The 12,551-nt window shown below is 62.9% G+C and carries 15 protein-coding genes and 1 pseudogene; 7 read left to right on the plus strand and 9 right to left on the minus strand.

Features of this window, described 5'->3' with window-relative positions:
- The first annotated feature begins 71 nt into the window (after positions 1-71).
- The gene (locus BPHY_RS23310; RefSeq protein ID WP_012403918.1) at positions 72-1,400 is read left to right on the plus strand and encodes an Nramp family divalent metal transporter; all 1,329 of its coding nucleotides are present in this window, start codon (positions 72-74) and stop codon (positions 1,398-1,400) included.
- A 103-nt stretch (positions 1,401-1,503) separates the two neighbouring features.
- On the opposite strand, the gene flhC is transcribed toward BPHY_RS23310, so the two are convergent.
- The 6 genes and pseudogenes from flhC to BPHY_RS23335 all read right to left on the minus strand — a co-directional run bounded on the left by flhC (position 1,504) and on the right by BPHY_RS23335 (position 5,758).
- Positions 1,504-2,127, minus strand: coding sequence for a flagellar transcriptional regulator FlhC (flhC, locus tag BPHY_RS23315; protein WP_012403919.1), 624 nt, complete (start codon positions 2,125-2,127; stop codon positions 1,504-1,506).
- Between the two features lie 16 nt (positions 2,128-2,143).
- Positions 2,144-2,464: a flagellar transcriptional regulator FlhD gene (gene flhD, locus BPHY_RS23320; RefSeq protein WP_007585797.1), complete on the minus strand. Its 321-nt coding sequence runs from the start codon at positions 2,462-2,464 to the stop codon at positions 2,144-2,146.
- 518 nt (positions 2,465-2,982) lie between these two features.
- A pseudogene (locus tag BPHY_RS41860) lies at positions 2,983-3,360 on the minus strand (YeeE/YedE thiosulfate transporter family protein); the annotation flags it as partial.
- Positions 3,361-3,429: 69 nt separating this feature from the next.
- Positions 3,430-4,236, minus strand: coding sequence for a 2OG-Fe(II) oxygenase (locus BPHY_RS23325; protein ID WP_012403921.1), 807 nt, complete (start codon positions 4,234-4,236; stop codon positions 3,430-3,432).
- Between the two features lie 85 nt (positions 4,237-4,321).
- Positions 4,322-4,879: a GNAT family N-acetyltransferase gene (locus BPHY_RS23330; protein ID WP_012403922.1), complete on the minus strand. Its 558-nt coding sequence runs from the start codon at positions 4,877-4,879 to the stop codon at positions 4,322-4,324.
- 9 nt (positions 4,880-4,888) lie between these two features.
- Positions 4,889-5,758: an MmyB family transcriptional regulator gene (locus BPHY_RS23335; RefSeq protein ID WP_456093672.1), complete on the minus strand. Its 870-nt coding sequence runs from the start codon at positions 5,756-5,758 to the stop codon at positions 4,889-4,891.
- A 158-nt stretch (positions 5,759-5,916) separates the two neighbouring features.
- On the opposite strand from BPHY_RS23335, the gene BPHY_RS23340 reads away from it, so the two are divergent.
- From BPHY_RS23340 to BPHY_RS23360, 5 genes are all read left to right on the plus strand, one after another.
- Positions 5,917-6,171: a hypothetical protein gene (locus BPHY_RS23340; protein WP_012403924.1), complete on the plus strand. Its 255-nt coding sequence runs from the start codon at positions 5,917-5,919 to the stop codon at positions 6,169-6,171.
- Between the two features lie 197 nt (positions 6,172-6,368).
- Positions 6,369-6,737, plus strand: a complete 369-nt coding sequence (locus tag BPHY_RS23345) for a nuclear transport factor 2 family protein (protein WP_012403925.1) — start codon at positions 6,369-6,371, stop codon at positions 6,735-6,737.
- Positions 6,738-6,775: 38 nt separating this feature from the next.
- Complete coding sequence (locus BPHY_RS23350) at positions 6,776-7,003, plus strand: hypothetical protein (RefSeq protein ID WP_012403926.1); 228 nt, start codon at positions 6,776-6,778, stop codon at positions 7,001-7,003.
- A gap of 103 nt (positions 7,004-7,106) precedes the next feature.
- The gene (locus BPHY_RS23355; RefSeq protein ID WP_244257761.1) at positions 7,107-7,433 is read left to right on the plus strand and encodes a hypothetical protein; all 327 of its coding nucleotides are present in this window, start codon (positions 7,107-7,109) and stop codon (positions 7,431-7,433) included.
- A gap of 123 nt (positions 7,434-7,556) precedes the next feature.
- Positions 7,557-9,119, plus strand: a complete 1,563-nt coding sequence (locus BPHY_RS23360; RefSeq protein WP_012403928.1) for a tetratricopeptide repeat protein — start codon at positions 7,557-7,559, stop codon at positions 9,117-9,119.
- A gap of 75 nt (positions 9,120-9,194) precedes the next feature.
- Here the strand turns inward: BPHY_RS23360 and BPHY_RS23365 are convergent, their stop codons facing one another.
- The 3 genes from BPHY_RS23365 to BPHY_RS23375 form a co-directional block, all read right to left on the minus strand.
- On the minus strand, positions 9,195-9,608 hold the full coding sequence (locus BPHY_RS23365; protein WP_012403929.1) for an Hsp20/alpha crystallin family protein: 414 nt from the start codon (positions 9,606-9,608) through the stop codon (positions 9,195-9,197).
- Positions 9,609-9,623: 15 nt separating this feature from the next.
- Positions 9,624-10,061 carry an Hsp20/alpha crystallin family protein gene (locus BPHY_RS23370; RefSeq protein WP_012403930.1) on the minus strand — a complete coding sequence of 146 codons (438 nt, stop codon included), beginning with the start codon at positions 10,059-10,061 and terminating at the stop codon, positions 9,624-9,626.
- Positions 10,062-10,313: 252 nt separating this feature from the next.
- Positions 10,314-11,225: a DUF72 domain-containing protein gene (locus BPHY_RS23375; RefSeq protein ID WP_012403931.1), complete on the minus strand. Its 912-nt coding sequence runs from the start codon at positions 11,223-11,225 to the stop codon at positions 10,314-10,316.
- A 304-nt stretch (positions 11,226-11,529) separates the two neighbouring features.
- Here BPHY_RS23375 and deoC point away from each other — a divergent pair, with 304 nt between their 5' ends.
- Positions 11,530-12,546, plus strand: coding sequence for a deoxyribose-phosphate aldolase (gene deoC / locus BPHY_RS23380; protein WP_041764590.1), 1,017 nt, complete (start codon positions 11,530-11,532; stop codon positions 12,544-12,546).
- Positions 12,547-12,551 lie beyond the last annotated feature (5 nt).

Raw genomic sequence — 12,551 nt, forward strand, 5'->3', positions numbered from 1 at the left:
ACACTTGAGCGCGTTTCGCGGCACGACCCTCGACCCATGCCGCGAGTTCATCCACCTCGAGGTTACCGGCTTTGCAGTTCAAACTTCCTACTACAGCAACCGCGCCGTTCTGCCCATCCGAGGTGCAGGGCTCCGTCGCCGTCTCGCAGTCCGCGCCATTCTGGAAAAGAATCCTTCAGTTCGCAGGTCCGGGCCTGCTCGTGTCGATCGGCTACATGGACCCGGGCAACTGGGCCACCGACATCGAAGCCGGTTCGCGTTACGGCTACAACCTGCTGTTCGTCGTCGTGCTGTCGAGCCTCGCGGCGATGGTGCTGCAGTGTCTGAGCATGCGTCTCGGTATCGTCACGGGCCGCAATCTCGCGGAGCTGTCGCGCACGCGTTATTCGCCGGGCGTCGCGCGGGTGCAATGGCTGCTTGCCGAACTGTCGATCGTCGCCTGCGATCTGGCCGAGGTGCTGGGCGGCGCGCTCGCTTTTCATCTGCTTTTCAAGTGCTCGCTGACGGTGGGCGTGATCCTCACCGCGTTCGACACACTGATCGTGCTCGGCCTGAAGGGCAAGAACTTCCGCGATCTCGAAGCGATCATGCTCGGCCTGATCGCGACCATCGGCATCGGCTACGTGATCCAGCTCGCGCTCGTGCATCCGCACTGGCCGTCCGTCGCGGCAGGCCTCGTGCCGTCGTGGCAAGCCGTCAGCGAACGCGAGCCGCTATATCTCGCGATCGGCATTCTCGGCGCTACCGTCATGCCGCATAACCTGTATCTGCATTCGTCCGTCGTGCAGACGCGCGCGGTGAAACGCGACCATCAAGGCATTGCGGGCGCGATCTCGCTGTCGCGCATCGATACGATCGTCGCGCTGTTTCTCGCGTTGATGATCAACGCGGCCATCCTGATTCTCGCATCGGCTGCGTTCCATTCGACAGGGCACACGGCCGTCACCGAAATCGAGGACGCCTACCGGCTGCTCGCGCCGATTGTCGGTACGGGCTTCGCGGCCGTGCTGTTTGCGATCACGCTGCTCGCGTCGGGACAAAGCTCCACCTTCACGGGCACGGTTGCCGGGCAGGTCATCATGGAAGGCTTCCTGCAGCTGAAGATTCCGTGCTACCAGCGGCGCTTCATCACACGGGCGCTCGCGCTGATTCCCGCGCTCGTCGGTGTGCAGATGCTCGGTAACGGTGCCGTCGGCCAACTGCTCGTCGCGAGCCAGGTGGTGTTGAGCCTGCAACTGCCGTTCGCGCTCTATCCGCTGATCCGCATGACGAACGACCGCGCGTTGATGGGCGAATTCGCGAACCGGCTGCCGACGCGCATTGTCGCGTGGGCGCTCTTCGGCTTGATCAGTGCCGCGAATATCTGGCTCGTCGTGCAGACGTTCGGCCTCGCCGCCTGAGGCAAAACGCGGGCGCAGGAAAAGCGGACGAAAAAAAGCCGGTCTCGAGAGACCGGCTTCAAATGCAATTCGTTGCTTCGGATGGACAGTGCGTGATGCGGCGCTAGGCCGCCAACGCAGTTTCCTCGATCAGTTCTTCGATCAGATCGACTTCTTCCGCGACTTGCGGCACGCAGACGACTTCCTTCTGCGCGTCGCGCTTCGCGGCCGCGGCCTTCTTTGTCTTACCGGCGCGCGACGGCGGCTGGCAGGCGCCGCATACGACGTTGTGCTGCAGGTCGTGCTTGTGCGCGACGAATTTGCCGCTGCAGCGGTAGCAGGGCGTCAGTTGCAGGATCTCGGCGTCGAAGAAACGCACGAGCGTCCATGCGCGCGTCAAGTCGAGAACCGGCTCGGTCTCGCTATGACGGCAATGCTCCAGATACAGACGATAACCCTTGGTCAGCGCATCCAGATGCGAGCAGCGCGCTTCGTTCTTCAGGAACAGATACGTGTTGTAGAAGAGCGATGCATGGATGTTCGCCAGCCACGTCATGTACCAGTCTGCCGAGAAAGGCAGCATGCCCTTCGGCGGCGACACGCCCTTGACCTCGCGGTACAGGCGGATCATACGGTCGCGCGACAGCGTCAGCTCGCTTTCGAGCACCTGCATGCGCGCGCCCAGTTCAATCAGCGCGATGGCGCGGAAAACTTCCTGCGCATCTTCGGTAAGGCTCTTTTTCAGCATGGCAGTCCTCTAAGGTTTAAGCGAACTGCTCTGCGGGCTGTCCGGCCAGCAGGATCGCGGCATGCGTCGATGCCACTTCTGCGTGACGGGACGTGTGCGTCAACGCCGACAACATCGTGTGATCGTTGAAGCGGAAAAAACACAAAAGCTGATCGGAGCTGGCCAGCTTGACGATCTGCGCGAGCGACAGCCCGGCAAGAATATCGGCCAGCTCCGACGACAAGCCCAGACGGAACATGCCGACTGCCTTGTCCTCGCGCAACATGCGTTGTGCGAGCATGATGTAAGACAAGTTGATCTCGCGGATAGAATCCAGCGTCTCGCTGCTACGGTCCATTTTCTCTTTTCCGAAGCCCCGAATTACTTATGTCGGCATTTTCTGCCGTTTTGGTCTTATGCCCCGCCGAACACTGATGATTTCCGGCGTCAAGTTGGTGCACAGATACATCCGGCCAACCTCTGATACAAGCCGTTACATTTCGTAACAGCTTGGGCGGAATTGTATGAACAGGATTTCCAGAAATCAACACTTTTCTCAAAAAAAAGATACGACAAAACAACACCCTTTTCGGTAAGTCTTTCATGGTGCGGTCATAATGCGCAGGCAGACGGAAAACGTTTGCAGCCGGGTACGGGCAAACCCTTGTTCTATAAGGATTGACGCAATAGTTTCCGATTTATCCCTGCCGCCGGCGCATATGCGAAAACGATATGAGTTTAGAAAGCGGAGAGAAAGAAAACGAAAAAGAGGCAGGTAAAAAATACGCCGCCAGGCAGCCGTCCGGGATAACCCGAGATGTAACGGAAAGACGTTACAAACCGGTAGGGATTTGTAACTGCCTCGGCCGCAACCTGTTACAGAATCCGCCTGGGTTTGTAACGATTCATGAGCCGGGGCTCGGGAATTCTGTCCCTTTCGAGCCCGAAAAGCGGGTGCGTCCGCGTTCGGACCACGAAGCGGGTGAACGCGGCGACGAGCAATAGCCTGCATGCAAGCTGCCTGACAGGACGCCTCGGAAATAGGCGCCGATATGACAACCGTCGGCGCGCCTGGCGCCATAGCCAGGACGCGGGGCGCCCGCGACGGCTGCGATGAGGGATCGCATGGGGACGCGCCAGACAGACGCATAGCTGCCTGCCAGCACGGCCACAGCCGTCGCGGCGAATGATGCCTGCATCCATTACGCTCGTTACATCGCGTGTAACGGACGCGGTGAGCACTGCCGCGTTCGTGTGAGAACGTCCCCGAGGGCAGCTAGGCGCGTTGTAAGACCTATCGCGCTTATTCGCGTGTGGCGGGGTTTATCGCGCGTCGTGAAAGATCACGCCGAGCGTATGCCGATGCCCCGAGCGAAGCCGGCTCACGCCGTGCCGCATGTTGACTCGATATACGCCGCGCACGCCCTGGACGGGCCGCTGATGCACCGGGAACAGCACGGCGTCGCCCTTGCGAAGCGGCACGACTTCCGTGCGCGACTGCATGCGCGGCCGCTGTTCTGTCAGCACGAACTCGCCGCCCGTGAAGTCCTGGCCGGGCTCGGACAGCAGAATCGCGAGCTGGAGCGGGAAAACGTGCTCGCCGTACAAATCCTGATGCAGGCAGTTGTAGTCGTCCGTCGCATACTGGAGGAGCAGCGGCGTTGGACGCAGCTGTCCCGCCTGATGACAGCGGCGCAAAAAGGCGGCGTGGCTCGGCGGAAAGCGCACGTCGATGCCCATCGCCTGGTGCCACGCGTTGGCAATGGGTGCGAGATGTGGATAGACGGCCGCGCGCAACGCGCCGATCGCGTCGGGCAGCGGATAGCCGAAGTACTTGTATTCGCCGCGTCCGAAGCCGTGCCGCGCCATCACGACGCGGCTACGGTACAGGTCGTCGCGCGGATAGAGCGCGCTCAATGCGTCGCACTCGTGGGCGTTCAACAGGCCGTTCAGCATTGCGCAGCCGTGCGCATCGAGTTCGCCTGCAACGCGGCTCCAATCGGTCGCATCGACGCGTTCATCGATGCACTGTTGCGTGGCGATGGCAGGCGCCGCCTCGCACCGGCTTTTGCGCGGCGGCTGGTCGCCGCTGAATAGCGTGGTCTGGGTGTCGAAGGCGAAATCCTGCATGAGCGGCTCCGTCGCAGTGGTTGCTTTTCCGATGCCGCCCAGTCTACGCAGGGGCACGCGCCTACGCACTCCGCGTCTTGCTCTTTCATTCGCCGTGGCCGGGGTGCCACTGCGGTGACATGAAGCGCACCATCAGATCGGCGTCGTGGAAAACGCCGCCGATGCACAGCGCATCGGGCTCAGTTCCGTAGACGCGGAAACCCAACGATTCGTACAGCGCGCGGGCCGGCGCGTTTACGCTCGTGACGATCAGCCCGACCTGCCGCAAGCCGTCGACTTGTGCGGCGCGCGTGAGCAGCGCCGTCAGCAGTGCGCGGCCGACACCGCGGCCTGCCGCCTGGTCTGCGACATACATGCCGATCACATAGCCCTTGTGCCGTTCCTTGTGGCGCGTTTCGCGCATCAGGCCGACCGTGCCGACCAACGCGCCGTCTGTTGGCGAAAAGGCCCCAAGCAGGAAGCTGCCCTCGGCGGCGCGCATGCCGCTGAGCATCGAATCGAATTGAGACGGTCCGCGCTCGATGGCTTCGTCGTAGCTTTGCCCGAACGCGGCGGGATGCGTTTCCAGCCCTCGCAGACGCAGTGCGAAGAACACGTCGCGGTCAGCCGGCCCGAACTGACGGATCGAGGGCGCTTCTGCCATGCGCGAGCTTCAGGCGCTCGCGGCGGCCGAAGCCGCGCGCGTGTCCGCAAACGTGCGCAGCGCGTCGGCTGTGTGCGGATCGGCGGGGAAGAAGGCTTCGATCGCCAGCTCCGACAGCGTGACGTCGACGGGCGTGCCGAATACCGTGGTCGTGCTGAAGAACGACAGCATGCCGAGTTCGGTGCGCAGGCGCAGCGGCACCGCAATTTGTTCGAGCGGTGACGTATGGCTGTCGTCGGCGGGTTCGGCGCCGGGCGGCGTCGGGTAAGCGGCGAGTTCGTCATGAAGCGCGGCGAGCGTCGCATCGGCGCTCACGTCGATTTGCCGTTGCAGGCGCGACAGCAGATGTGCGCGCCACGCATGCCAGTTGGCGATCTGCGACGCGATGCCGTCCGGATGCATCGACAGGCGCAGCGCATTCACGGGCGCCTCCAGCAGTGCGGGCTTGGCGGACGTCAGCAGCGGCGCGAGTGCGTTATTTGCTGCGACGATCGTCCAGTGCCGGTCGACAGCGACAGCCGGATATGGCTCATGACCTTTGAGCACGAGATCGATGGCCTCGCGCGCCGCGCCGAGTTGCGGATCGCTCAGCGGGCGTTCGCGATAGAGCGGCGCGTAGCCCGCCGCGACGAGCAGCGCATTGCGCGCGCGCAGCGGCACGTCGAGCCGTTCGGCAAGGTGCATGACCATTTCGCGGCTTGGCAGCGCGCGGCCCGATTCGACGAAGCTCAGATGCCGCGTCGAGATCTCGGCTTCGGAAGCGAGCAGCAACTGGCTCATACGGCGCCGCTGTCGCCATTCGCGCAGCATGTCGCCGACGGTGCGGCTCATCGAAGGGGCGCCTGCGAGCGCGGACGAGGTGGCAGTGAGCGTATTCATGCCGACGATGATAGCCAAATCGCGCCGCGATTCCATGACGTGCGAGGTAAAGCGCGGCCGCAGCATGCCGCGGCGCATCCGGACGGCGCACCGCACAATCGCATGCGCCGCCGAACGGGCTCATACTGAAGTCCCTTGCGACCGTTCCGGAGGCGAACATGTGGGACAAGATCGAGCACAACGGCCAGGAGGTCTGGGTGCTTCCCGTCACGGCCTACGGGCCGCCCGTGCCGGAGACCTTGTGGCACTACGTCGGCTATGTGTGCCGGCACGGCGCGGACGCGCATCTCGAAGGACAGAGCCGTCGCTTCCAGGAACTCGTCGCGACGTTCCGCAGCGAAGAAGAAGCGCGCGAAGCGGGCTACGACGAAGGCCGACGAATCGCCGATCAGGCGAGCGCGGCGAAGGCCTGACGCGCATCTGCTTGCCGCCGTTCCTCATGTCATTCTCTCCTGCACCTGTGGACATTGAAGCCGCAGGTGCCGTCCTTTCATTACCTCCGGCGTAATCGACCCGCGCACGTTCATCGACGAATCTTCAGTCCGAGGCGGCCGCCATCGTGAAGCAGACGGCGGACGTCTCGACCATTTACCGACTGAAGGAGTCACTGATGAACGCGCCTACCGCATTGATCGAGCGTTACTTCGACGCATGGAACGAAACCGACGCCGGCCGCCGCCGCGAGCTGATCTCGGCGACGTGGGCGAACGACGCCGCCTATGTCGATCCGCTTTTGTCCGGCAACGGACATGACGGCATCGACGCGATGATCCGCGCCGTCCATGAGCGCTTTCCGAAGCACACGTTTCGCCGCACGACGGACGTCGACGCTTTCGCCAACCGGCTGCGCTTTTCCTGGGAATTGCTGTCGCCGTCGGGTGCATCGATCGTGAAGGGTTCCGACTTTGGTGTCGTCGATACGCACGGCCGGCTGCAGTCCGTGACGGGCTTTCTCGACGAAGCGCCCGGCGCTGCCTGACCCACGGCCATCCCACATATCAGGACCGGAGACAGATCATGCATGAGCCCGCCGTCACCGTCGATGCCGCTGTTTGCGCACGCGCGCAAGGCGCAATCGATACGGCATCGGGTGCCGTCGCGGGCTTCGCCATGCTCGCGAGTGCCCGGGCATTCACGTTCATTGCGCTGGTCGCGTGGCGCGAACCGGTGCTCGGCGGCGCAGGGCTCATGCTGCTCGCATTGGCCGGTTGGATCAGATGGCGCTTGTGTCGGAATATGTCGTAAGAGAACCGTTGACGCGCGCGTTCGTCGTGACTACAGTGCTGCGCGAAGCGGTACGCACAGGTCGATCTAACAATTTCAACACGACTCCGGGGAACGCATGTCCATGCAAACGACAAACAAAATCGGCGCCGCGGGTGCGGGCAGCGCGACGGGCACATCGGGCACGTCGGGCGCCCAGGCGGGCGGCAAGCCGTCCTTCAAGGAACTGCTCGATCAGCTGACCGATTACACGAAAGGCTCTGCAGGCGAGCGTCTGCAGAAGATGATTCTCGCGAAACTCGGCGTCACGCAAGACGACCTGAACAGGATGTCGCCCGAAGAGCGGGAGAAGGTCATGCAGAAAGTGCGCGAGATGCTGAAGCAGGAAATCGAAGCGCAAAAGCAACTCGAAGAAATGCAGAAGAACAACAAGATTCGCGTGTCGGTTTGATGACGGCACGTCCAGCGGCCCGTGAACGACGCGGGCGCGAAGCAGCGGTCACGCGATGGGCTCGCGTACAATCGACCTCTCCGTCTCCGGGCGCGACGCGGCGTTGCGCCGAACCGCTGCATCATGAATCACGATATCGCCCAGAAACTCGCCGACGCGCAGCAGAAGTTCACCGCAGGTCAATACGACGAAGCGGCCGCGCTGCTGAACGGCATCCTGTCGATCGACCCGAACCACAACGAAGCACTCGAAGCGCTCGGCTACGTCGCTGCGAAGCAGGGCGATCACGCGCGCGCGGCGGATTATGCGCTGCGTGCCGCGCGGCCCGCATCGACGACTCCGCAGCAGCTTCATTTCGCTGCGCACATCTGTCAGCTAGCGGGGCGTCATGCAGACGCGCTGGTGCTGTTCGAGCGCGTACTCGCGGCATTTCCCGACCACGCGGAATTGCTGCATGGCGCGGCGATGTCGCTGGTTGCAACAGGCGAGCATGAGCGTGCGCTGCAACGCCTTGCGCGTCTTGCGCAGCGTTATCCGCAATCGGCTGAAGTTCACTACAACCGTGGCACGCTGCTTGGTCAGATGGAGCGTTATGACGAAGAGCTCGCGGCCTATCGTCAGGCGATCGCGCTCAAGCCGAACTTCGTGCGCGCATATGTGAATCTCGGCGTGGCGTTGCGCGATCTACATCGCTTCGACGAGGCGTTACAGCAGTTCAAGAAAGCAATATCGATCGACACGAATGACGCCGGCGCGCGCACCAATCGCGCGCAGACCAATCTGCTGTTAGGCGAGTTCGAGCATGGCTGGCGCGAATACGAATGGCGCTGGCTGGACGGCACGATGAGCCACGGCCTGCCCGGCGCGACGCTGTGGACAGGCAAGCAGCCGCTTACGGGCAGGACCTTGCTCGTGCATGCCGAGCAGGGTTTCGGCGACACGTTGCAGTTCATCCGCTTCGTCGGCCGGTTGAACGCGATGGGCGCGCGCGTGATCTTGCGGGTTCAGGACGCGCTGCTGCCCTTGCTGCACGATTACAGCGGCACGGCTGATGTGATCGGCGAAACCGCGCCGCTTCCGGCGTTCGACTATCACATTCCGATGCTCAGTCTCGCGTTCGCGCTGAAAGTCCGCGAAACCGATCTGCGCATCGAAAGTCCGTATGTTCATGCCGATCCGCACCTATTGGATCGATTCGCCGATGTGTTCGCGCAAGACGACGCACGTCCGCGCGTTGGCATCGTATGGTCGGGCAGCCGCACGCATCTGAACGATCACAACCGTTCTATTCCGCTCGCGCAATGCATGCCGCTTTTCAACGCGCGCGTGCAGTTCGTGTCGCTCGTGAAGGATGTGCGTGAAGACGACCGCGCGGGCGTCGATGAACTCGTTGCACGTGGCGTGTTGCGCGACGTCTCGGACCGTTTGACGACGTTCGCGCAGACGGCCGCGCTCGTCGCGCAACTCGACCTCGTCATCACCGTCGATACGGCCGTCGCGCACCTTGCGGGCGCGCTCGGCAAACGCGTGTGGATCGCGCTGCCGTTTACGCCCGACTGGCGCTGGCAATTGAAGCGCGAAGACAGTCCGTGGTATCCGCACATGCGCCTGTTCCGCCAGACGAAGCGCAACGACTGGAGCGATGCCATCGGACACTTGCGGTCCGCGCTGGACGCAGCCATGTAGCGGGATACGACGTACGTCTCAAGCAGATAAAAAAACGGAGCACGCGGGTGCTCCGTTTCTACGTCGACACGGCGCTTAGCCGACGTTCACTTCGATTCGCCGAGGCTGAGCCTGTTCGCGGCGCGGAATGACGAGCTTCAGCACGCCGTCCTTCAGGTTGGCTTCGATCTTCGACGTGTCGAAGTCGTCGCTGATCGTGAAGCGCCGCGCGAAGAAGGGCGCACGCACTTCCGCATGCGAGAAACGTACATTCGAAGGCGTCGGCACAGCGGACTCGCCTTCGATCGTCAGGCTGCCGTCGTGGACGCGAATGTCGAGCTTGTCTTTCGACACGCCGGGCAAGTCGGCCCACAGCGTCACAGCCTTGCTGTCTTCGACGATATCGACGGGCGGCGTCAGCGTGACGCGTCGTTCCTGCTCGTGCGCACCGTTGCGGCTAGGTGCGCTTGCGCTGTCGTCGCGCTGGGTCACTTGAGTGTTGTCGCTCATGATTGCACCTCGAAATTATTGAACCGTGATGGCACGCGGCTTCGATGCTTCGCGCTTGCCGACCGTAATGACCAGCAGGCCGTCGACATAACGCGCCCGCACATTGTCGGGGTCGGCCTGCTGCGGCAATTCGACGACGCGGCGGAACGTGCCCTTGAAGCGTTCCTGAGCATAGGCGCGCGATCCTTCTTCGGCGGGCCGTGCCGGGCGCTCGCCGGCAATGGTGAGCAGGCCCTTGTCGATCGACAGTTCCAGCTTCGACGGATCGATGCCGGGCGCGAACGCGACGATCTCGATCGCGTCTTCCGTCGTGCCGATGTTGAGGGCCGGGAACGCACCGGCACGGCTCGAACGAATGCTGGATGGGAAGCCGCCGCCGAACGCGCTCGACACATGCCGTTGCAAACGGTCGAGTTCGCTGAACAGATCGGTGCCGAAATAGAAGTCACTCATGGTCGCTCTCTCCTCTGAGCGGCAAAGCGCGCCGGTCTGAGTGTGCCGGGTTGCCTGTCATGCCGCGACGGTCGAAGTGGATACATGCAGCGCCGTCATGTCGATGCAGCGGCTGCCCTGATGAGTCGATAGATAGGAAGCCTCTGCAAACTTTTCAAGTGTGCATTCTGCAAAAATCAGGGGCTTGAAAAGCGTATGAGACAGCCTTAAATGCGTTGATCGAGCCGACGCGCGGTGAGCCGGGCGGCGTAGTCAGTCGGCGTGGCCGCTCTGTTTCGCATCCGTCGTTGCAGTCGATGGCACGACACGCTGCCGGAGCCGCGCCGCGTCGAACGGCGCTTCCACTTTCTTGTCGTTGTCGAAATAGACGAGCACGTCGCGCGAGCGGCGCCGCGTGGGAGCGCGTCGCGCAATTCGCACGGCGTCGCCCGGTTCACCGCCGTGTGACCATGCGTCGACACGCGCGGCGAAACGGTCGAGCGCTTCGTCGGTGTACGCGCCGCCGTAGAGGGTCTCGCTGCCGTGCAGGCGAAGATAGACGAAGTCGCTCGTCACGTCCTCGACATACGGCCAGTCCGCGGTCGCATCGGAGACGACCAGCGCTGCCTTGTGCTTGCGCAGCAACGCGACGAATTCGGGCACGCAGAAGCTCGGGTGACGGATTTCGATGGCATGGCGCAGGCGTCGGTTCACGTCGACCTCGCACCACGGCTCTTTGACGCGGCCGTCGTGTTCGCGCGCCAGCGCCGCGGCCGATTCTGCATCGCGCGGCAAGAGCGCGAGGAACGCTTCGAACGACTCGGGCGCGAACTTGAAGGTGGGCGGAAATTGCCAGAGGAATGCGCCCAGCTTGTCGCGCAACGCGAGCACGCCGGATGCGAAGAAGTTGGCGATGGCGGGACGCGCGGTCTCGTCGCGAAAGCGCAGCATGTGCGTGAGATAACGCGGACCCTTGACACTGAACGTGAAGCCGTCCGGCGTCGCGCCGTACCATGACAGATAACTGTTGATGCTTTGCAGCGAGTAGTGCGAGCCGTTGATCTCGATGGTATCGACCGCGCGCGACGCGAATTCGAGCTCGCGCCTCTGCGGCAAATCCTTCGGATAGAACACGCCGCGCCAGCCTCCGTAGCGCCAGCCCGAAATCCCGATCTTCACGGCCATGAGCGAATCTCCTTCGACAGGCAGTCCAGTGGCGCGAGACGTCCTGCAAGCGCTGTTCCAATCGTTGTGACATCGCGGACCTCACGCGCGCCGCCTCGCACCTGGTGAAAACACCAATGCCCGCGCGCAATCCGCACGGAAGCACCGCCCGACAAGGCTTCTATCCGCATTCACGGCCGCTCGTCCCGGGACGCATGGGGGAAACGATCATAACGACGCTTGTTAGAATTCTCTCAAGCGATGTAGGATGCATGCGAATAAACCATCAGCCGTTGCTGTGCATTGCACAAACTGTGGACGTCTCATGCCTGAAGCTCCTACGCAGTCTTCGTCTTCCTCGGTGATCGCGCTGCGGCGCGCTGCCCACCTTCATCCCGTACGCAATCCGGGCGTGCCTTTCGATCTCGCGTGGCTCGATGGGCTGCGCGTCAACCAGTCGGCTGTCGAACGCCGCACGTCGACGCTCGCCACGCGCCGGACCGTCAAGAAAGACGCGCAGGCCGCATGGCTGCTGAAGGCCGTCACCTGTATCGATCTGACCACGCTCAATGGCGACGACACGGAAGGCCGCGTGCGGCGTCTGTGCGCGAAGGCGCGCCAACCGGTGCGCGCCGATATCCTCGCGGCGCTCGATGTGCCGTCGCACAGCATCACGACAGGCGCCGTGTGCGTGTATCACCGCTACGTCGCCGCCGCCGTCGATGCGTTGCGCGGCACCGGCATTCCCGTTGCAGCTGTGTCGACGGGCTTTCCCGCCGGCCTGATTCCGCATCCGCTGAAGCTGAAGGAAATCGAAGCGTCGGTGGCCGACGGCGCGCAGGAAATCGACATCGTCGTCACGCGCGAACATGTGCTCACGGGCAACTGGCAGGCGCTCTACGACGAAGTGCGCGACTTTCGCGCCGCATGCGGCGGAGCGCATCTCAAAGCGATTCTCGCGACGGGCGATATCCAGACGTTGTCGAACGTCGCGCGCGCATCGATGATCTGCATGATGGCAGGCGCTGATTTCATCAAGACGTCGACGGGCAAGGAGGGCGTCAATGCGACCCTCGACGTGTCGCTCGTGATGGCGCGCATGATTCGCGAATACCACGCACGCACGGGCATTCTGATCGGCTTCAAGCCGGCGGGCGGCGTGTCGAACGCGAAGACGGCGCTGTCGTACCAGATCCTGATGAAAGAGGAGTTGGGCCGTCCTTGGCTCGAACCCGAACTGTTCCGCTTCGGCGCGTCCAGTCTTCTTGCCGACATCGAACGCCAGCTCGAGCATCACGCGACTGGCCGCTATTCCGCCTTCAACCGCCACCCTGTTGCCTGAGCAGA

Source organism: Paraburkholderia phymatum STM815 (genome assembly GCF_000020045.1).
Taxonomy (GTDB): Bacteria; Pseudomonadota; Gammaproteobacteria; order Burkholderiales; family Burkholderiaceae; genus Paraburkholderia; species Paraburkholderia phymatum.